This is a genomic window from Ruegeria sp. CDSC054 (genome assembly GCF_059610645.1).
The window spans coordinates 90621-109935 of record NZ_JBXWOA010000010.1 but is presented as its reverse complement, the minus strand read 5'-3'; the positions used below and the strand labels follow the sequence as shown (position 1 = coordinate 109935).

Genomic DNA, 19315 nt, shown 5'->3' with positions numbered 1-19315 from the left:
GGATCCGAAATGGGCCCTTTGGAATGTGGGGCATGTCAAATCGAGCTCGCCCCGATCTTTCCTATGGCGTGAGGTCTGGGGAGAGGATTGGACACCCGGTTTTTAAAGTCCGGACAGGACAGTGCCCTTTGCACTCATGCAAATTCTGGCTGTCCTATCGCGCGGTATTCCACCTGATGCCGAAATCCGAAAGATGTCTTTGAACTCGTCCGGGATAATCCGACACGATTGAATCCACACCAAGATTGATCATCCTGTCTATGTCGTCGGGTTCGTTGACGGTCCACACTGCAACACACAGGCCCAACGATTTTGCATGATCAACATTTTCTGCGGTCACATCTGCAAAGTACGGGCACCAAAGCCCACCACCCGCTTCCTTGACCAACTTTGGAATTTCATCGCGACGGCCACGAAAGTCCGGACAAACTGTTTTTGATGAGTCCTCGCCCACATCGGCTGCGTTCTCTGGAAGCTGCGTCAAGTACGAAGACGGCATATAGGGGGCCTGTCGCTGACATTCCTCCAAGAGAGTCCAGTCAAAGCTGTGCAGAACCGCACGCGACGACATATCCTTGGCGCGAACGTCTTGAAGAACCCGGCCGACGAAGCTCTGTCTGTAAGCCGCATCATGTGCCAAATCAGGATCAGACTTTAGTTCGAGCATCAGGCAGGCATCGCGGTATTTTGGGTCATCGACCAATTCCAGCAGGTTCATCAGCGTTGGAACACGAACACCGTCCATTTGGGCCTGGTCTGGAAAACGACGACCATAGGCCGAATGCCCATCCAACCGTCCGATGTCGAATTGCTGCATCTGTTCGACGGTCAGCGAGGAAACCTTTGGCTCTTCTCCGACCAAAAATCGACCATTGGCGTCACGAAATGTCGGTGCGTGCAGTCGGTGGTTATGGGTTATGACCGGAATGCTATCTGCGGTCAGAACGACATCAAATTCCAGGAGCGGGACGCCGATGGACAGCGAAAAGTCAAAGCCAATCATACTGTTTTCTGGTAAAACGCCGCGTGCACCCCGATGCCCCACAACCCGGATCAGGTTTTCACCGCCACGAAAGGCTTCAACCTGTGGAAACGTCATCAGCCTTGCAGCCTTTCACCGGTTGAATGGTCAAACAGGTGCATATTCTCTGAGGCGACTGAAAACCGCATGTTCGGATGCTGGCCTTCGATTGGGTGGACACCCGGAAGGCTTATCGTAATCGCGCTGCCAGAGCCTATGAGCTGACCGTGCAAAAGTGTGTTTGCGCCCAACGGTTCCGCAATCTGAATCGTAGCTTCCAGCGGACCGTTTTCATCCAACAACAGATGCTCTGGCCGTATCCCCAACTTTACTGCGATATCAGGCCCCTGAGATGCGCCAACCTCAATTTCTCCGATCTTGACCGTCCCGTTTTCACGGCGGGCATCAAACACGTTCATCGCAGGGCTGCCAATAAACTGCGCCGCGAACAGAGTTCTGGGTGTTTCGTAAACTTCCAGTGGCGTTCCAATCTGCTCGGCGATACCGCCATTCATCACGATCATCCTGTCCGCCATCGTCATGGCCTCGACCTGGTCGTGCGTAACGTACAGGGAGGTGACTCCAAGCTTTTCCTGGAGCTCACGGATTTCCAGGCGCATCTGAACACGCAGTTTGGCATCGAGGTTCGAGAGCGGCTCATCAAACAGGAAGACTGCTGGTTCGCGGACAATGGCACGGCCCATGGCCACCCTTTGGCGTTGACCGCCAGACAGTTGTCTGGGCTTACGATCCAGCAAAGGTTCCAACTGCAATAGCTTTGCCGCGGCAGTCACCTTTTGATCGATCTGATCTTTGGGAAGTCCGGCAATCTTCAGGCCGTAACCCATATTCTGACGCACGGACATGTGCGGGTAGAGCGCATAGTTCTGGAACACCATCGCGATGTCCCGATCCATAGGCTCTTTGTCGTTGGCCCGTTCCTCGCCGATCCGGATTTCCCCGGACGTAACCGTTTCCAGCCCCGCCACCATTCGCAGCAGCGTGGATTTACCGCAGCCCGAGGGGCCGACGATCACGATGAACTCTCCGTCTGCGATATTGACATCAATACCGTGGATCACATCCGTCGGGCCAAAACTCTTTTTGACGTTCTCTAGGGTTACTGTTGCCATTTCTTATTTCTCGCTATCGACAAGGCCGCGGACAAAGAGCTTTTGCATCGACACCACCACGATGACCGGCGGGATCATTGCCAGAATTGAGGTCGCCATGATTGTGGGCCAATGCGCAAAATCATCACCCGACGGGAACATCTGCTTGATGCCCATCACGATGGTGTTCATTTCAGGATCTGTAGTGATCAGCAGCGGCCACAGGTATTGGTTCCAGCCGTAGATGAACAAGATCACAAACAACGCCGCGATATTGGTCCGGCTCATGGGCACAACGATGTCGATGAAGAACCGCATCGGTCGCGCGCCATCCACGCGGGCAGCTTCGGCCAGTTCATCAGGGATCGTCAGGAAGAACTGACGAAACAGGAAGGTCGCCGTTGCCGAAGCGATCAGGGGAAAGATCAGACCGTAATAACTGTTGAGCATGCCAAACCCGGCCACAACCTCGAAGGTTGGAACGATCCGCACCTCGACCGGCAGCATCAGGGTCAGGAAGATCAGCCAGAAAAACGTCGTACGGCCTGGAAACTTGAAGTAGACAATCGCAAAAGCGGACAGCAGCGAGATGATGATTTTGCCCACCGCGATGCCAATTGCCATCACCAGGCTGTTGAACAACATCGTCGCAACGGGCACGTTTACACCCGAGAACAGCGCCGCTTTGTAGTTCACCCAGAACTGATCACCCGGCACTACGGGCATAGGTGGCGAGACGATGTCCGCCTGGGTCACGGTCGAGGCCACAAAGGCCAGCCAGATCGGAAAAAAGATGATCAGAACGCCTAGGACCATGAACGCATGGGTGAACCAGATGCCTACGCCCCGTTTTTCGACCATTCCGTGTTGTTGGGCTGCCATCAGTAATGCACCCTCTTTTCCACGTATTTGAACTGAATGACGGTCAGCAGGCCGACAACAATCAGCAAGATGACAGATTGTGCCGATGATGACCCAAGATCCTGCCCAACAAATCCATCTGAGAAGACCTTGTAGACCAAGATTGTCGTAGCCTGTTGTGGGCCGCCCCCGGTGATCGTGTGGATCACCCCGAAGGTCTCAAAGAAGGCATAGACAACATTCACCACCAGCAGGAAGAATGCAGTCGGAGACAGCAGCGGCAGCACAATCGTGAAGAACCGGCGCCAGAAATGCGCGCCGTCAATCGCCGCCGCTTCGATGACCGAGCGGGGAACGGATTGCAGCGCTGCAAAGAAGAACAGGAAGTTATAACTGATGCGGCCCCAGGCCGAGGCGACGACAACCAACCCCATAGCTTCGGTGTCGTTCAGGACATGGTTCCAGTCATAGCCAAGTTGACTGAGATACCACGCCACCACGCCAACGCGTGTATTGAACATGAACAGCCACAGCACACCAGCCACGGCGGGGGCCACGGCATAAGGCCAGATCAGCAATGTGCGATAGACACCCGAACCTTTGATGAGCCTGTCCGCGATAACTGCCAGAAATAACGCCGGTATCATCGAGCAGAGCGTCACAAGCGTCGAAAACACGGCGGTTGTGACGAAAGATGCGCGATAATACTTGTCGCTCAGAAGAAACTCAAAGTTGCCGAGCCCCACAAACTGCGACGACAAACCGAACGGGTCGGGAATGAACAGGGACTGCCACACCGCCTGACCGGCGGGATAAAAGAAGAAGACGGCGGAAATGATGACCTGAGGGGCGATCAGCGCCAATGGCAATAGCCAGCCGCGAAAGGTGACGCGTTTTTCCATCCTGAATTTCCACCGAAGAAAGATAATGCGGGCCCGAGAAGGGCCCGCATGAATTTATGACTTATTGATTGGCGGATTCGAAGCGGCGCAGCAGCGCGTCACCACGTTCCTTCGCGCTATCCATCGCTTCCTGAGCAGTTTTCTCACCGGCCCAGACGGCCTCAAGCTCTTCGTCGATGATACCGCGGATCTGGTCGAATGATCCCAGACGCAGACCTTTGGAATTCGCAGTCGGCTCTTTCGCGGTCATTTGGATCACAGCGATGTCGGTGCCGGGGTTTTCGTCATAAAAACCTGCTGCACGTGTCGCATCACCCGCTTCGGCCGTGATTGGAAGGTAGCCGGTGTTCTGGTGCCAGGCCGACTGCACGTCAGACGATGACAGGAAGCTCAGGAACTCTCCGACGCCCTTGTACTCCTCAGGGTCATGACCTTCCATTACCCAAAGGGATGCGCCACCGATAATGGTGTTCTGCGGCTCACTCGTGACAGCTTCCCAATAAGGCAGCGGGCGGACGTCGAAATCGAATTCGGCCTCTGCCTTGATGCCCGCGTAACCGGCTGAGCTTTCAGTGAACAATGCGCATTCGCCTGACCGGAAGTTCGCCCCGCCTTCGTTTCTGCGACCGGTGTAGATGAACTTGCCATCCTTGGCCCAGTCACCCATCGCGGTCAGGTGTGCCACCTGCGCCGGACCGTTCAGCATCAGCTCGGTATCCAGACCGGCAAAACCGTTGTCCTGAGACGCGAACGGAACGTCGTGATAGGCCGACATGTTTTCAAGATGGATCCAGCTTTGCCATGCGGTGACCAGCGGGCAGTCTTCGCCCCCGGCCTTGAGCTGTTCAAGTACGTCTCCAACCTTTTCCCAGGTGGACAGATCCGTATCTGGATCAACGCCGGCGGCTTGCATGGCGTCGCGGTTGACCCACAAAACCGGCGTGGATGAGTTGAAGGGCAGCGAAAGCATGTCTCCGTCAGTGGTCGTATAGTACCCTTTGACGGCACCGATATACGCATCGGGATCAAAAGACGCGCCACTTTCAGCCATCACTTCGTAGACCGGCCGGATCGCACCTTCGGCTGACATCATCGTTGCCGTGCCGACCTCGAATACCATCAGGATTTGCGGCTGCTCACCGGCGCGGAAGGCAGCGATGCCCGCGTTCAGGGTTTCCGAGTAGTTGCCTTTGTGGCTTTCAACCACGACATACTCGTCCTGACTGGCGTTGAATTCTTCCACTTGCGCTTTGACAAGCTCACCAAGGCGGCCGGTAAAGGCGTGCCAGAACTGAACCTCGGTTTGTGCCATTGCCGCCACTGGGGACAATGCAGTTGTAACGGCAAGAGCGCCGAGAAAATTCTTTTTCATGATTCCTCCCATGCATCAGGTTCGATGCTTCGTTGAATACCGACCGCAACGGGTAAACGGCACACATGACGATTTCACGACGTTAACGTTACAGAAATATAATTCAAGCCCAATTTACTGGATAAAAAAATAACATAGTGTTATGAGGTGAAGGCGGCAGATTGGGATCGGTAATGAGTCAAATTCTTAGGGTCCGGCAGTTAGAAGCCCTTATGGCTGTAACCACCAACGGCTCTGTTACGGCGGCAGCGACCGACCTGGGGGTGAGCCAGCCAGCCGTCAGCAGGTTGCTTTCGGATCTTGAAAAGTCACTTGGGTTTCAGCTTTTTGATCGACGCGAAGGCCGGTTGGTGCCGACGCAGGAGGTTCGGTATCTTTTGCCCAGTGTCGAGCGTGTTCTGGAACTGATGAGGCAAATATCTGACGTTAGCCAGGACATCACACAGCGCAAAGCAGGGCACATCCGTGTTGCATGCCTGCCCGGGTTCGCCACCAGCCATTTGCCCGATGTTGTCGCCAGATTCTTGAAGGATCGGCCCGGCGTCACCCTGACGATCGAACCTGACAGACCCGAGCGCATTCTTGAATGGATGATTGGCGAGCAGTATGATTTCGGGATCACCGACAGCTTTAACGGTCACCCCGCCGTCGAAAGCTGGGATATCGAGGTCCGAACCGTCTGTGTGTTCCCCACCGGAAATGAATTGGAAAACCTCTCTGAGGTCACACCGACGGACCTTGTAAACAGCAAAATTATCCACACTCGACGCGACAGCGACTTTTTCGGACGGCTGTCAAAAGCATTTCAAAGTGCCAATGTGGAATTGAATTCCCATATTGAAGTCAGGCAGTTCACGGCGGCATGTGAATTGGCCGTTAAAGGCGTTGGTGTCTCCGTCGTGAGCGAACTTGACGCCGTCCAATACGCAGCGCACGGATTAAGCTATCGACCGTTCAAGCCATTTCTGCCGCATACTCTTTCTCTTGTTCGACCAATTTTGAAGCAACCTTCACTGGTGACTCTGGAATTCATCGAACAGTTCCGAGACAGCCTTGAGCCTTTCAAGGCAGAATAGGGCGGTCGAAATTAAATGTTGCAACCGGTTGCAAAAATATTGATTGTGTCACCTGAGAATTGATTCGGGGGACCGTATGTTGAAGATCGGATTGCTGGGGGCTGGACGTATTGGTCGCGTGCATGCGGAAGCGATTTCGGCACACCCCAAAACCGAATTGACAGCTATTTCAGACGCGGTGAATGATGCCGCTGTCGGATTGGCTGCTGAGTACGGGGCCAGGGTGCAAAGCTCTGACGAGATTATCGGTGATTCCACCATTGATGCGGTTCTGATCGCAACGCCTACCGATACGCATTCCGATCTGATCGAAGCGGCAACGCAGGCCGGCAAAGCGGTCCTGTGCGAAAAACCCGTCGATCTGAACCTTGAGCGAGCAAAAATTTGCCAAAAAGCCGCGGGCGCGACTGGTCAACCGGTCATGCTTGGCTTCAACCGTCGCTTCGACCCAAATTTCCAGACGCTGAAAGCCGCCTATGATGCGGGCGAGGTCGGTAAAGCTGAACTATTGTCCATTACGTCGTTTGATCCGGCGCCGCCTCCGGTAAGTTATGTCAAGGTATCAGGCGGGTTGTTCCGGGACATGATGATCCATGATTTTGACATGGCCAACTACCTGACGGGACAAATTCCTGTCACCATTTCAGCCGTGGGAACCTCGGTCGTCGATCCGGAAATAGGGCAGGCCGGTGACGTGGATACGGCTGTGGTAACAATGACTTATCCGGATGGCAGTCTGGCCGTGATCAAGAACTCGCGGCGGGCAGCATACGGGTATGATCAACGGGTCGAACTACTAGGCTCAAAAGGTCTTTTGCAGGCGCATAATGTCCTTGAGAACTCAGTTGTTAAATCAACAGCCGACGGCGTGACCGGAGCGAAGCCAACATACTTCTTTCTTGAACGCTACATGGCCGCTTATCGCGCCGAATGGGATGCGTTTACGCGCGCCATTCAGTCCGGCTCGGACGTGCCGGTAACACTTGAGGATGGTGTCGCGGCGTTGGCGATGGCCGAAGCCGCAACGCGCTCGGCGATGTCCGGAAGGCCCGTTGCGATGGAGGAAGTTTTTTGAAACCGGTTGCAAAATGATCGGATATCCGGAAACTGAAGGAAGCCCGATCACCGATCGGAGCAGACGAGATTCGGTTTAGCCGAATGGCCGGGCGGATCCGGCACCAAGATTGAATTTTCTATTGGGAGGAATGGAAATGAAAAAAATCGTAAAAGGTGTGCTGATGGCCAGCGCAGTCGCATTTGCCGGCGCCACAGGCGTTGCGGCAGAAGGCGAGAAATATATTCTGGTCAGCCATGCTCCGGACAGTGACAGCTGGTGGAACACCATCAAGAACGGTATTGCCCTGGCGGGCGATCAGATGGGTGTTGAGGTTGAATATCGCAACCCGCCCACCGGTGACCTTGCCGACATGGCGCGGATTATCGATCAAGCCGCCGCTTCGGGACCCAATGGTATCATCACCACGCTTGCCGACCCGGACATTCTGGAAGGTCCGATCAAAGCCGCCGTGGATTCCGGTATCGACGTCATCATCATGAACACCGGCACGCCGGAAAAGGCGCGCGAAGTTGGTGCGCTGATGTATGTCGGACAGCCGGAATATGACGCTGGATTGGCTGCTGGCCAGCGCGCCAAAGGCGATGGCATCAGCTCGTTCCTGTGCGTGAACCACTATATCGTGCAGCCATCCAGCCAAGAACGCTGCCAGGGCTTTGCAGACGGTCTGGGCATTGAACTGGGTGAGCAGATGATCGACGCGGGTCAAGACCCGGCCGAGATCAAGAACCGAGTTCTGGCCTACTTGTCGGCAAACCCCGAAACGGAAGCCGTTTTGACACTTGGCCCGACTTCGGCTGACCCGACCATTCTGGCACTGGAAGAAAATGGCATGGCCGGTGACATCTACTTCGGCACCTTCGATCTGGGTGGCGAAATCGTCAAAGGCATCAAAAGCGGCGTGATCCAGTGGGGCATCGACCAACAGCCTTTCCTGCAGGCCTACCTGCCAGTTGTCGTGATGACGAACTACCACCGTTACGGCGTTCTGCCGGGCAACAACATCAACTCTGGCCCCGGTTTCGTGACCGCTGACGGGTTGGAAAAGATCGAAGAGTTCGCGGGCGAATACCGCTGACCTTCAAAACGGTGCGGACGCATGACGTGTGTCCGCACCACCTGATGCAAGCATTCAGACGAACGCGCCAAGGAGGCAACAATGGCTGAGTCAGCGCAATCCGCAGTCGGCGGCGACGAGCGGGTAAAAGAGATCTCACCCCTGCGCCAGGCCCTGATACGCCCCGAATTGGGCGGAATGGTCGGCACAGTCGCGGTGTTCACGTTTTTCCTGCTGTTCGCTTTTGACAGCGGCATGTTCACCAGCCAGGGCGTGATGAACTGGTCCGTGGTTTCCGCGCAGTTCATGATCATCGCTGTTGGTGCCTGTTTGCTTATGATCGCGGGTGAGTTTGATCTTTCCGTCGGCTCAATGATCGGGTTCGCAGGCATGATGATCGCGATTTTCTCGGTTACTCTTAGCTGGCCGGTCTGGATTGCTATTATGGTGACCTTTGTACTTTGCGTCTCGATTGGGGCGTTGAACGGCTTTATCGTCGTGCGCACCGGGTTGCCAAGTTTTATCGTAACGCTGGCCTTCCTGTTCATCCTGCGTGGCTTTACCATTTTCCTGCCGCAAACCATCGAGCGGAAGACCATCATTGGCGGCATCCGGGATGTGGCCGAAGGTGACTGGCTGGCATCGATGTTTGGCGGCAAGATTGGGCAGGGCTTTTTCGTCTGGCTGGGCGATAATGGCATTATAGAAACTTTCGAACGCGGTACGCGCGAGGGTCAGCCGGTGGTTGATGGGATCCCGATGCTGATCATTTGGGCCATCGTGATTATCATCTTCGGCCATGTGCTTCTGACCAAAACAAAATTTGGCAACTGGATCTTCGCCTCTGGCGGTGACGCTGAGGCTGCGCGAAACTCGGGTGTTCCGGTGAACAGAGTCAAAGTTCTGATGTTCATGTTCACCGCCTTCTGCGCGACGGTTTTTGCGACCTGTCAGGTGATGGAATTCGGTTCCGCCGGTGCGGATCGCGGGTTGCTGAAGGAATTCGAGGCGATCATCGCCGTGGTGATCGGCGGTGCGTTGTTGACTGGCGGATACGGCTCGGTTCTGGGTGCGGCCCTTGGGGCTTTGATCTTTGGCGTGGTGCAGCAGGGGCTGTTCTTTGCCGGGGTCGAAAGCTCTCTGTTCCGGGTGTTCCTGGGTGTGATCCTGCTGGGTGCCGTGATCCTGAACACCTACATTCGTCGCATCATCACAGGAGAACGCTGAGATGACTGAAGATAGCAAATTCCATCACGGCGATGCACAGGACAAAAAGCCGATCATCCAGATGATCGACATCCAAAAGCACTTCGGTTCCGTAATTGCTTTGGCTGGGGTCAGCTTTGATCTGAAGCCAGGGGAGTGTCACTGCCTGCTGGGCGACAATGGTGCGGGTAAATCGACCTTCATCAAGACAATGTCCGGGGTCCACAAGCCGACAGCAGGTGAGATCATCTTCGAAGACAAACCTATGCACTTCGAGGACCCGCGCGATGCTATCGAAGCCGGTATCGCGACGGTGCACCAGCATCTGGCAATGATCCCGCTGATGAGTGTCAGTCGGAACTTCTTCATGGGAAATGAGCCGACCCGCAAGGTCGCAGGGATCAATTTCTTCGACAAGAAACTTGCCGACGAAATCACCATGGAAGAAATGCGTAAGATGGGCATAAACCTGCGTGGCCCCGATCAGGCTGTGGGAACGTTGTCAGGCGGAGAGCGTCAGACAGTTGCGATTGCACGTGCCGTGCACTTTGGCGCTAAGATCCTGATCCTGGACGAGCCGACGTCGGCCCTTGGAGTACGCCAAACCTCGAACGTTCTGGCAACCATCGACAAAGTGCGCAGTCAGGGTGTGGGTGTGGTGTTTATCAGCCACAATGTCCGTCACGCGCTGGCCGTCGGCGATAGGTTTACCGTGTTGAACCGGGGTCAAACTCTGGGCACGGCCAAACGCGGCGAAATCTCGCCCGAAGAACTGCAGGACTTGATGGCAGGTGGTCAGGAACTGGCCCAGCTGGAAGGGTCTTTGGGTGGAACGGTCTGACGCGGTCCCGCGCAGACCCAGCTTTCGAAAAACTGGTATTCAACGGACTGGCCGGGTGGCCTTGAGTTGAAAGGGATCAATATGGGCAAAACTATCAGACTGACCGCAGCGCAAGCTCTGGTTCGCTATCTGGGCGCGCAGATGAATGAGGCCGGAGAGCCTTTTATCGCAGGTGTCTGGGCTATTTTCGGTCACGGCAACGTAGCTGGCCTGGGCGAGGCGCTGCATGCTGTAAAAGACAGCCTGCCGACCTATCGCGGCCATAACGAACAGACGATGGCGCATTGTGCTATCGCGTATGCGAAGCAGATGCGGCGCACGCGCGCGATGGCCGTGACCTCGTCCATTGGGCCGGGCGCGACCAATATGGTGACAGCCGCCGCGCTGGCGCATGTGAACCGCTTGCCGGTTCTGATCATTCCCGGCGACGTATTTGCAACGCGTGGCCCCGACCCGGTGTTGCAGCAAATCGAGAGTTTTGGCGACGGAACAGTCAGCGTCAACGATTGCTTTAAACCCGTAAGCAGGTATTTCGACCGGATCAGCCGGCCGGAACATCTGCTGACCGCATTGCCGCGGGCGTTCCGCACCATGACGGATCCTGCCGATTGTGGCCCGGCGACTCTGGCCTTTTGTCAGGATGTGCAGGCTGAAGCCTATGACTATCCCGAAAGCTTTTTTGAGCCGCGCGTCTGGTATCAGCGCCGCATTCGCCCGGATGAGGGAGAGTTGGCTCGTGCAGTGGCGGCCATTAAGGCGGCAAAGCGCCCGGTCATCGTGGCGGGTGGCGGTGTTCACTACTCTGGCGCTACAGATGCGCTGCAGAGTTTCGTGGAAACGCACAATATCCCGATCACCGAGACACAAGCAGGTAAGTCTGCGCTTGCATGGGATCACCCGTTGAACCTCGGGCCTGTAGGGGTGACTGGCTGCGAACCGGCCAATTCTGTTTGCGCTGAAGCGGATCTGGTGCTGGCCGTTGGCTCTCGCATGCAGGATTTCACTACCGGATCGTGGGGCCTGTTCTCAAACCCTCAGCGCGAGATGATCTGCCTGAATACTGCGGCTTATGACGCGGAAAAGCACGGTGCGATGCCATTGCAATCCGATGCGCGCGTTGGGCTAGAGGAGCTGGGAGCGGCCTTGCAGGGATACCGCGCCGATCCGGTTGCGGATACAATTAAAGCGGATTGGTTTGGCAAGGTCGACAAGTTGACCGATGCCCCCGGCGACGGGAATGCATTGCCGACAGATATGCAGGTTGTTGGTGCGGTCCAGCGTGCCTCGAACAATGACACTGTCGTCATGTGCGCGGCGGGCACCATGCCCGGAGAGCTACACAAACTATGGAAAGCGCCACGTCCCGGTGCCTATCACATGGAATATGGTTTTAGCTGCATGGGGTATGAGATTGCCGGTGCGATGGGCATCAAGATGGCGCAACCGGATCGCGATGTGATCTGTTTTACCGGCGACGGCACCTATATGATGGCGAATTCAGAAATGGCGACGGCGGCGATGATGGGCGTTTCGTTTACCGTCGTCATTACCGACAATCGCGGCTTTGGCTGCATCAACCGTCTGCAAATGGGCACAGGTGGTGCCGAGTTTAACAACCTGCTGGATCATGCCGTGCATGAGACCCCCTCTGCTATCGATTTCGCGGCCCATGCGGCGGCGATGGGGGCGACTTCGATCAAGGTCACTTCGATTGCAGAACTGGAAGACGCACTCGCCAAACGTGGCGAAGTCAAAGGGCCTTACGTGGTGGTCATCGACACCGATCCGTATCCGTCGACCGAGTTCGGCGGCACATGGTGGGAAGTGGCGGTGCCTGAGGTCAGCATCCGTCCTGAAGTGAACGAAAAACGCGCGGCTTATGAGCTGGCGATTAAGGAAAGAAACACGAAATGAGCGTGAAAATCGGGATTTCTCCGATCGCCTGGCAAAATGACGATTTGCCGGACCTGACGGCGGCGTACACGATGGAACAGGCCCTGAAAGAGGCGCGCGAGATCGGGTACACCGGTGTCGAGCGTGGCCAGCGGATGCCCAGCGATACTGAAGGGTTGCGTGCCTATCTGGAAGGCAGCGACATCGCGCTCTGTGGTGGGTGGTGCTCGGGTGCCTCGCTGGTCAATGATTTCGCTGCAGAACGTGAGGCCGTGCGGGAACAGGTTGAGCAGTTTGTCGCCTTGAACAGCCCGTGCATCGTCTATGCGGAATGCTCGAATACCGTGCAGGGTCAAGCGGGTACGCCGGTGAACAACCGACCCAGGCTGACCAAAGACGAAGTGTTGGCCTATGCCGCCAAGATCACCGAGCTGGCCAAATGGATGGCCGACCAGGGTATGCCGATGGCCTATCATCATCACATGGGCACGGTCATCGAGACAGAGGATGACGTGAACTGGTTGATGGAAGGGTCTGGACCCGAAGTAAAGTTGTGCTTTGACACTGGTCACCTGCTATTCGGTGGTGGCGATGTGATGGCAACGCTGAACCGTTGGGGTGATCGCGTGCATCATGTGCATTTCAAAGACATCCGCCCGGCCATTGTGCAGGACGTAAAAGAAAATGACCGCAGTTTCCTGGACGCGGTCGTTGCCGGAGCTTTCACCGTGCCGGGCGATGGTTGTATCGATTTTCAGGCCGTGGCGAATGCGCTCAAATCCTTGGGTTACAACGGATGGATCGTTGTCGAGGCCGAACAGGACCCGGCCAAGGCACCGCCATATGAATACTCCAAGAAAGGTTACGAGCACATTCTCGACGTCTGTGGACAGGCGGGTTTGGAGGTCCAGGCGTAACGACTCTCCCTACGGGGTTAACACCTAAGCCATGAAAAAGGAGAAGATCATGGTAGATCAACAGTTAGGTTTTATCGGCTATTTCGACCGGGAATCCTGTGATCTGGATGAATTCAAGGTGTTGACCTCGCAGAACCTTACAGCCGATGTCGTCCCGTACGCCACGACGATCGAAAAGAACGTTCCAGTCTATGACATGGACGAGCTGCGCCCTGCGCTGGAAAACGTAGGTAAGCGTAAGGCTCTGCTGGCTGAGTGGGGCCATGTGTTGGACAAATCGTCGGGCGTGATCGTTCTGAAACGTGCGTTCGCCGATACGTCCGTGATTGACCGCGCAACCGATGTCTTTCGCCAGATCATAGTTGACGAAAGCCAAAGCGGCGCGGGAGAGGGTGACCACTTTGCGGCGTCCGGGGCCAATGATCGGATCTGGAACGCCCTGCAAAAGCAATGCCTGCGCGACCCCGAGGGCTTTGCCCTCTATTTCGGGAACACGGCTGTTGCTGCAGCCTGCGAGGCGTGGTTGGGGCCAAACTATCAGGTCACGGCACAGATCAATCAAGTGCGTCCAGGCGGTAACGCGCAGCAGGCGCACAGGGATTACCACCTTGGATTTCAGAGCGCAGAAAGTGCTGCGCGCTATCCCGCACATGCACATCTGGTCACGGCATCACTGACGTTGCAGGGGGCGGTCGCCCATTGCGATATGCCGGTCGAAAGCGGGCCAACCAAGCTGCTGCCGTTCTCGCAGCTTTATCCGCCGGGCTACCTGGCGTTTCATGACGAGGGCCACCGCGCGCATTTCGAAGACTGCTATATCCAGCTGGCGCTGGACAAGGGGGATGCTGTGTTCTTCAATCCGGCACTGTTCCATGCGGCAGGTGAAAATCGCAGTGCGGATATCGACCGGATGGCGAACTTGTTGCAAATCTCATCCGCCTTTGGCCGCGCAATGGAAGTTGTTGACCGACGGTCTATGTCCGAGGTGGTGTTTCCGTCGCTTGTTGCGTTGAAACAGCGCGGCGCGTTGGTCGCTTCCGAATTGGACGCGGCCATTGCTGCCACAGCCGAGGGGTATCCCTTCCCAACCAATCTGGATACGGACCCGCCCGTAGGTGGCAACGCCCCGGAAAGTCAGGCCGACATTTTGCGTCGTGCTGTGTCAGAAGGCTGGACCGAACCACAATTGGCCGAGACGTTTTCGGCACTGCAATCAAGGCAAGCCGCCTGAGACAATAAGGACGGGTTAGTCAAACCCGCCCAATACGGAGAAGAAAACATGGCTGACCTACTCAAAAAGCCCTTTGGGCGTCGAGGTAAAGTGCATGACATCACTCCGGCCAGTGCCGGGTGGCGCTATGTGGGGTTTGGGCTTTACCACCTTCGGGCAGGCGATACAGTGGCCGAGGCAACGGGTGATCGCGAGGTCATTCTGGTCATGGTCGAGGGCAAGGCCCGCATCGCCGGAGCTGAGCGGGACTGGGGTGTTCTGGGCGATCGGATGAACGTTTTTGAGAAGACGCCGCCGCACTGTCTTTATCTGCCGAACGGCACAGAATGGACGGCCACAGCCGAAACGGATTGCGTGATTGCGGTGTGTACAGCCCCGGGCAAGAGTGGCCACTCTGCGCGACGCATCGGCCCCGAAGGCATTACTCTGACCGAGCGCGGCAAGGGCGTAAATACGCGCTATATCAACAACATTGCGATGGAGAATGAGGACTTTGCCGATAGTCTTCTGGTGACCGAAGTGTTTACGCCAAACGGGCATTGGTCGTCGTATCCCAGCCATCGACACGATGAAGATGATTTTCCGCGGATCACCTATCTGGAAGAGACCTACTACCACCGCTTGAACCCGGCGAATGGGTTCGGGATTCAGCGCGTCTATACCGATGACGGGCAATTAGACGAGACTATGGCTGTTTCCGATGGCGATGTTGTCTGCGTGCCCCGCGGTCATCATCCCTGCGGCGCACCTTATGGGTTCGAGATGTATTATCTGAACGTTATGGCCGGACCGCTGCGCAAATGGCGCTTTGTTCCGGCCCCCGAAGTTGAATGGATCATGGAGCGCGACGCGTAACGCCGACGCCTACCTTTGCACAGGGGCACCAAAGGCGCGAATGACCATGCGAGCTGCCGCCTCAACCGGGTCGTGGGTCTCTTTCAGGATCGTCACGCGGTCAAATCTATCAGGGTCTCGGTTGACTGCCTCGCGCAGCGCGTTACCAAATGCCATGCGCAGTTCGGTACCGATATTGAACTTGCAGATCGACGTTTCCCGCGCCAACCGGCTGCGTTGTTCCACAGGCACGCCAGAGCCGCCATGAATGACCAACGGAACACTTGTCGCAGCGTCGATTTCGGCGATGCGGACCTCATCCAAACCGCCTTCTTTGTTCTGTTGCAGATGAACGTTTCCGACTGAGATGGCCATTGCGTCCACGCCGCTTTCACGAGCGAACTGCGCGGCCTCGTTTGGATCTGTCCCGTTCGATCCTTCGCCGCCGGAATAGCCGACAAAGCCGATCTCACCTTCGCAGGAAATACCTGCCGCATGGGCCATTTCGGCAATGGCAGCAGTTTCGTCGATGTTTTGCTGCAGCGGCTTGCGTGACCCGTCGAACATGAGCGATGTGAACCCGCTGTCCAATGCGATCTTGCAGTCCTCGAATGTATAACCGTGATCCAGATGGGCCGCGACCGGAACCGAGGCATTTTCCGCCAGGAAGCGAAACATCTTGCCCAGAACAGGCAGGGGTGTGTGCTCGCGGCAGCTTGGACCAGCCTGAAGGATCACCGGCGCATTTTCCGCCTCGGCTGCGGCTACATAGGCACGCATATCCTCCCATCCCAGCGTAACAAGCCCGCCAACAGCGTAGCCGTTTTCGTATGCGGGGGTGAGGACGTCTTTGAGCGTAGCGAGGGTCATTTGAATTTGGCAATCATGTCTTTGATGCCCGGAATGGTCTCGACCTGATAGGCATGGGTTGGTTGAAAGTACTGAACCAGCGAACGCTGAGTCAGACCGCCCAGGATGGTGAAATAGTACATCTCGTATCCCGGCAGAACACAGCAGGGGTGGTACCCCTTGTCGATGCAGATCGTTGAGCCGTCGACGATGTGGTACGCATCGCCCGGTTCGTTGTCCTCACGCTGCAACATCTGAAGGCCCGATCCCCAGTTGGGTTTGAAACGGAAATTGTAGGTCTCATCGTGCCGCGTCTCGTCGGGCAGACGGTTCGTGTCATGCTTGTGGCTGGGGAAGCCGGACCAGCCGCCCTGACCCACGGTGAACAGTTCACTGACCAGCAGGCGACCCACTTTGTCGTGTTGTTTCTGGCCGAGGATATGTTTGATTTTGCGATGAGTTTTAGTGTCGTCGCTGCCGTATTGCACAAGGTCGTGTTCACGCACATCGAACGGATCCAGTACCTTGTCGTACTTGGCGCCCGCTATGAAGATTTCGGTTTCATCCGACACGCAGACCAGTTGGACCTTAGCGCCGACCGGCACATAAACGCCTTCCGGATCCCCATCCCAGACGTCTTCGCCCCGCTTGCCCAGCTTGGCGAACTGCTCGCCTTCTACATCGACATCGACACTGCCCGTGGCAGGTACGATACACGTCTCGTAACCGGGCACCTGATACTCGAACGCTTCGCCTTTTTTCAGTTTGACGATGTTGAAGTAATTCAGCGGAACCGTTGGATCATCGGCGTCGACGATCGGTTTGTTCTGATTGTCATAGGGAGCGATGTGCATGAGAGGTTCCTATGTCGTTGGGCCGGGATGGGCGGCAAGAAATGCGTCCAGTTCCGGAGTTGTTGGCATGGCCGGAGCGCAGCCGGGCTTGGACACGACGATTGAGGCGCAGGCTGAGCCGCGCATAGCCGCATCCTTAAGCTCGCTTCCAGCGGCGATCGAGGCCAGCAGGCCGGCCATGAAACTGTCGCCAGCACCGTTGGGTTTGACTGCTGTGACGGGATAGATGCCGGTTTCGATTTCCTGATCATCGAGCAACGTGACTGCGCCCTTTTCGCCCATCTTGTAGATCACGATCCGGCCCGGTTTCGCCGCCAACTCCTTGGCTTTGGCGAAGCCTTTGTCGATGCCGCCTGCCATGAACCCAAATTCTTCGTCATTGCCGACGATTAGATCGCTTGCTTCGCCCGCGCGCGACAGGACTTCGGCGGCAACCTCCGGTGATGGCCAACTGTAGGGACGGTAGTCTATGTCAAAAATTACCGGCAAACCCGCATTGCGGGCGTTTTCGAACGCGCGAAACGTGGCGCTGCGCGAGGGTTCAGCGGCAAACACCGTTCCGGCAGATATCACGGCTGAAAATTTGCCGTAGTCGACCTTGTCCATGTCATCCTCGGTCACCTGAAAGTCGACTGCGCCGTTGCGGTAGATGACATTTTGAAATTCTTCGATCCGGCTTTCGTAAACGGCCAGAGACATGCGGTATTCACCGCCGACGACGCGGATATAGGACGTGTCTACACCGTAATGAGCAAGCTTATTCAGGCAGAAGCGGCCAACCGCATCATCTGAGACCGAAGTGATCAAGGATGCCTGGCTGCCCAGTTTGACCAGCCCGGCGCAGATATTTGCTGATGACCCGCCCAGATCGGCGTGAAACGTGTCGGCGTCTTCGCTTTTAACACCAACGGGATCGGCATACAGGTCCATGCCCGCGCGTCCAAAGACCGCGAACCGGTTTCCTTTGATACCGTCTATCAAAGCGCTCACGTCATGTCCTCCGGCAAAAATGGGCTGGCGAGGATCGTTGGTCCTTGCGTTGAATCGATTCACACGATACTGATTTTGCAACCGGTTGCAAATACATTGTTCGGAGCCGTTGCAGATGCCTGAAATCGGAATTGGAATAATCGGCGGTGGCTATATGGGCAAAGCTCATTCAGTCGCGATGTCAGCCGTAGGCGCAGTGTTCAACACAGCCTTGCGGCCACGACTTGAGATGATCTGCGCATCCACACCCGAAAGCGCCGAGCGATACCGCGCGGCTTACGGTTTTCGTCGCGCGACCTCCGATTGGTCGATGCTGGTCAATGACCCGGCAGTGGATGCTGTCGTGATTGCTTCGCCACAAACAACGCATAGACAGATTGCAGAGGCCGCGTTAGCCTTGGGCAAGCCTGTGTTGTGCGAAAAACCCCTCGGATCTTCTTTGGATGATGGACGCGCGATGATTGCCGCGGCCGAGGCCGCGGGCGTCACCAATATGGTCGGGTTCAACTATGTCAGAACGCCCGCAACACAGTTTGCTCGTCAATTGATCGCCAACGGTGAATTGGGGGACATAACCTGGTTTCGCGGCGAGCATACTGAGGACTTCTATGCCGACCCTGACGCCCCGGCCACATGGCGGACGTCCGGAATGGCCAACGGCACGATCGGAGATCTTGCCCCACATATGATCAACGGTGCTTTGGCCCTGATCGGTCCGATTGTCGAGGTTATGGCCGAAGTGGAAACGGTTCATAGTGAACGCCCAGGCGGCACCGTTACCAATGATGACCACGCCCAGATAATGTGCCGGTTTGCCGGTGGTGCGATGGGTAATATCTATGTCAGCCGCATCGCGACGGGGCGAAAGATGGGCTATGCCTATGAAATTACAGGCACCAAAGGCGCAATCCGGTTCGATCAGGAAGATCAGAACGCCCTGTGGCTTTATCGACGCGAAGGACCAGAGGAAGAAAGGGGCTTCACCAAGATCCTGACGGGTCCGGCGCACCCCGACTACGAGCCTTTCTGTCAGGGCCCGGGTCATGGAACAGGTTATCAGGACCAGATCATCATCGAGGCCAAAGATTTTCTTGAGGCCATTCACACGGGCAAATCAATCTGGCCCACATTCCGAGATGGGCATGAGGTCAACTGCGTCCTTGCTGCTGCGCTAATGTCGTCAGAGCAGCGGCAATGGCAGGACGTCAGCACCGTCTGAACACA

18 protein-coding genes are annotated in these 19315 nt (G+C 56.2%); 10 read left to right on the top strand and 8 right to left on the bottom strand.

Translation table 11 applies throughout. The features are described from left to right. Positions 1-154: 154 nt before the first annotated feature. From AC2FGC_RS17740 to ugpB, 5 genes are all read right to left on the bottom strand, one after another. Positions 155-1099, bottom strand: a complete 945-nt coding sequence (locus AC2FGC_RS17740; RefSeq protein WP_496725135.1) for a glycerophosphodiester phosphodiesterase family protein — start codon at positions 1097-1099, stop codon at positions 155-157. Continuing rightward, positions 1099-2154, bottom strand: coding sequence for a sn-glycerol-3-phosphate ABC transporter ATP-binding protein UgpC (gene ugpC / locus AC2FGC_RS17735; protein ID WP_496725133.1), 1056 nt, complete (start codon positions 2152-2154; stop codon positions 1099-1101). The genes AC2FGC_RS17740 and ugpC overlap by 1 nt, the downstream gene beginning before the upstream one ends. A gap of 3 nt (positions 2155-2157) precedes the next feature. After that, entirely contained in the window at positions 2158-2994 is an 837-nt protein-coding gene (ugpE, locus tag AC2FGC_RS17730) for a sn-glycerol-3-phosphate ABC transporter permease UgpE (protein WP_282119525.1), read from the bottom strand. Between the two features lie 20 nt (positions 2995-3014). Continuing rightward, entirely contained in the window at positions 3015-3896 is an 882-nt protein-coding gene (ugpA, locus tag AC2FGC_RS17725; RefSeq protein ID WP_058274560.1) for a sn-glycerol-3-phosphate ABC transporter permease UgpA, read from the bottom strand. A 61-nt stretch (positions 3897-3957) separates the two neighbouring features. Then, positions 3958-5268 (bottom strand): sn-glycerol-3-phosphate ABC transporter substrate-binding protein UgpB, encoded by a 1311-nt coding sequence (gene ugpB, locus AC2FGC_RS17720; RefSeq protein ID WP_496783029.1) that lies wholly within the window; start codon positions 5266-5268, stop codon positions 3958-3960. 173 nt (positions 5269-5441) lie between these two features. On the opposite strand from ugpB, the gene AC2FGC_RS17715 reads away from it, so the two are divergent. From AC2FGC_RS17715 to iolB, 9 genes are all read left to right on the top strand, one after another. Further along, entirely contained in the window at positions 5442-6344 is a 903-nt protein-coding gene (locus AC2FGC_RS17715) for a LysR substrate-binding domain-containing protein (RefSeq protein ID WP_058277233.1), read from the top strand. Positions 6345-6420: 76 nt separating this feature from the next. After that, on the top strand, positions 6421-7419 hold the full coding sequence (gene iolG / locus AC2FGC_RS17710) for an inositol 2-dehydrogenase (protein WP_496725129.1): 999 nt from the start codon (positions 6421-6423) through the stop codon (positions 7417-7419). Between the two features lie 136 nt (positions 7420-7555). Then, complete coding sequence (locus AC2FGC_RS17705) at positions 7556-8497, top strand: sugar ABC transporter substrate-binding protein (protein WP_496725127.1); 942 nt, start codon at positions 7556-7558, stop codon at positions 8495-8497. 81 nt (positions 8498-8578) lie between these two features. After that, complete coding sequence (locus AC2FGC_RS17700) at positions 8579-9703, top strand: ABC transporter permease (RefSeq protein WP_496725125.1); 1125 nt, start codon at positions 8579-8581, stop codon at positions 9701-9703. Between the two features lies 1 nt (position 9704). Continuing rightward, entirely contained in the window at positions 9705-10523 is an 819-nt protein-coding gene (locus AC2FGC_RS17695) for an ATP-binding cassette domain-containing protein (protein ID WP_496725123.1), read from the top strand. 81 nt (positions 10524-10604) lie between these two features. Continuing rightward, positions 10605-12437 carry a 3D-(3,5/4)-trihydroxycyclohexane-1,2-dione acylhydrolase (decyclizing) gene (gene iolD / locus AC2FGC_RS17690; protein WP_496725121.1) on the top strand — a complete coding sequence of 611 codons (1833 nt, stop codon included), beginning with the start codon at positions 10605-10607 and terminating at the stop codon, positions 12435-12437. Further along, positions 12434-13333, top strand: a complete 900-nt coding sequence (gene iolE / locus AC2FGC_RS17685; RefSeq protein ID WP_496725119.1) for a myo-inosose-2 dehydratase — start codon at positions 12434-12436, stop codon at positions 13331-13333. Before iolD ends, iolE begins: the two co-directional genes overlap by 4 nt. A gap of 49 nt (positions 13334-13382) precedes the next feature. Further along, entirely contained in the window at positions 13383-14564 is a 1182-nt protein-coding gene (locus AC2FGC_RS17680) for a phytanoyl-CoA dioxygenase family protein (protein WP_496725117.1), read from the top strand. Positions 14565-14612: 48 nt separating this feature from the next. Then, entirely contained in the window at positions 14613-15419 is an 807-nt protein-coding gene (gene iolB / locus AC2FGC_RS17675) for a 5-deoxy-glucuronate isomerase (RefSeq protein WP_496725115.1), read from the top strand. Between the two features lie 9 nt (positions 15420-15428). Here iolB and AC2FGC_RS17670 read toward each other — a convergent pair whose 3' ends face one another. Genes AC2FGC_RS17670 through iolC form a run of 3 tightly spaced genes read right to left on the bottom strand, consistent with a single transcriptional unit; the run spans position 15429 to position 18091 of the window. Next, entirely contained in the window at positions 15429-16268 is an 840-nt protein-coding gene (locus AC2FGC_RS17670; RefSeq protein ID WP_496725113.1) for a class II fructose-bisphosphate aldolase, read from the bottom strand. Next, positions 16265-17101: a 5-deoxy-glucuronate isomerase gene (locus AC2FGC_RS17665; protein WP_058277227.1), complete on the bottom strand. Its 837-nt coding sequence runs from the start codon at positions 17099-17101 to the stop codon at positions 16265-16267. The genes AC2FGC_RS17670 and AC2FGC_RS17665 overlap by 4 nt, the downstream gene beginning before the upstream one ends. A gap of 9 nt (positions 17102-17110) precedes the next feature. Then, positions 17111-18091 (bottom strand): 5-dehydro-2-deoxygluconokinase, encoded by a 981-nt coding sequence (gene iolC, locus AC2FGC_RS17660; RefSeq protein ID WP_496783027.1) that lies wholly within the window; start codon positions 18089-18091, stop codon positions 17111-17113. A gap of 115 nt (positions 18092-18206) precedes the next feature. Between iolC and AC2FGC_RS17655 the strand changes: the two genes are divergently transcribed. Next, positions 18207-19310, top strand: coding sequence for a Gfo/Idh/MocA family protein (locus AC2FGC_RS17655; protein WP_496725107.1), 1104 nt, complete (start codon positions 18207-18209; stop codon positions 19308-19310). Positions 19311-19315: the final 5 nt, after the last annotated feature.

Coding starts and splice junctions, on each gene's coding strand:
- AC2FGC_RS17740 (WP_496725135.1), bottom strand. CDS start 1,099: ATGACGTTTCCACAGGTTGAAGCCTTTCGTGGCGGTGAAAACCTGATC.
- ugpC (WP_496725133.1), bottom strand. CDS start 2,154: ATGGCAACAGTAACCCTAGAGAACGTCAAAAAGAGTTTTGGCCCGACG.
- ugpE (WP_282119525.1), bottom strand. CDS start 2,994: ATGGTCGAAAAACGGGGCGTAGGCATCTGGTTCACCCATGCGTTCATG.
- ugpA (WP_058274560.1), bottom strand. CDS start 3,896: ATGGAAAAACGCGTCACCTTTCGCGGCTGGCTATTGCCATTGGCGCTG.
- ugpB (WP_496783029.1), bottom strand. CDS start 5,268: ATGAAAAAGAATTTTCTCGGCGCTCTTGCCGTTACAACTGCATTGTCC.
- AC2FGC_RS17715 (WP_058277233.1), top strand. CDS start 5,442: ATGAGTCAAATTCTTAGGGTCCGGCAGTTAGAAGCCCTTATGGCTGTA.
- iolG (WP_496725129.1), top strand. CDS start 6,421: ATGTTGAAGATCGGATTGCTGGGGGCTGGACGTATTGGTCGCGTGCAT.
- AC2FGC_RS17705 (WP_496725127.1), top strand. CDS start 7,556: ATGAAAAAAATCGTAAAAGGTGTGCTGATGGCCAGCGCAGTCGCATTT.
- AC2FGC_RS17700 (WP_496725125.1), top strand. CDS start 8,579: ATGGCTGAGTCAGCGCAATCCGCAGTCGGCGGCGACGAGCGGGTAAAA.
- AC2FGC_RS17695 (WP_496725123.1), top strand. CDS start 9,705: ATGACTGAAGATAGCAAATTCCATCACGGCGATGCACAGGACAAAAAG.
- iolD (WP_496725121.1), top strand. CDS start 10,605: ATGGGCAAAACTATCAGACTGACCGCAGCGCAAGCTCTGGTTCGCTAT.
- iolE (WP_496725119.1), top strand. CDS start 12,434: ATGAGCGTGAAAATCGGGATTTCTCCGATCGCCTGGCAAAATGACGAT.
- AC2FGC_RS17680 (WP_496725117.1), top strand. CDS start 13,383: ATGGTAGATCAACAGTTAGGTTTTATCGGCTATTTCGACCGGGAATCC.
- iolB (WP_496725115.1), top strand. CDS start 14,613: ATGGCTGACCTACTCAAAAAGCCCTTTGGGCGTCGAGGTAAAGTGCAT.
- AC2FGC_RS17670 (WP_496725113.1), bottom strand. CDS start 16,268: ATGACCCTCGCTACGCTCAAAGACGTCCTCACCCCCGCATACGAAAAC.
- AC2FGC_RS17665 (WP_058277227.1), bottom strand. CDS start 17,101: ATGCACATCGCTCCCTATGACAATCAGAACAAACCGATCGTCGACGCC.
- AC2FGC_RS17655 (WP_496725107.1), top strand. CDS start 18,207: ATGCCTGAAATCGGAATTGGAATAATCGGCGGTGGCTATATGGGCAAA.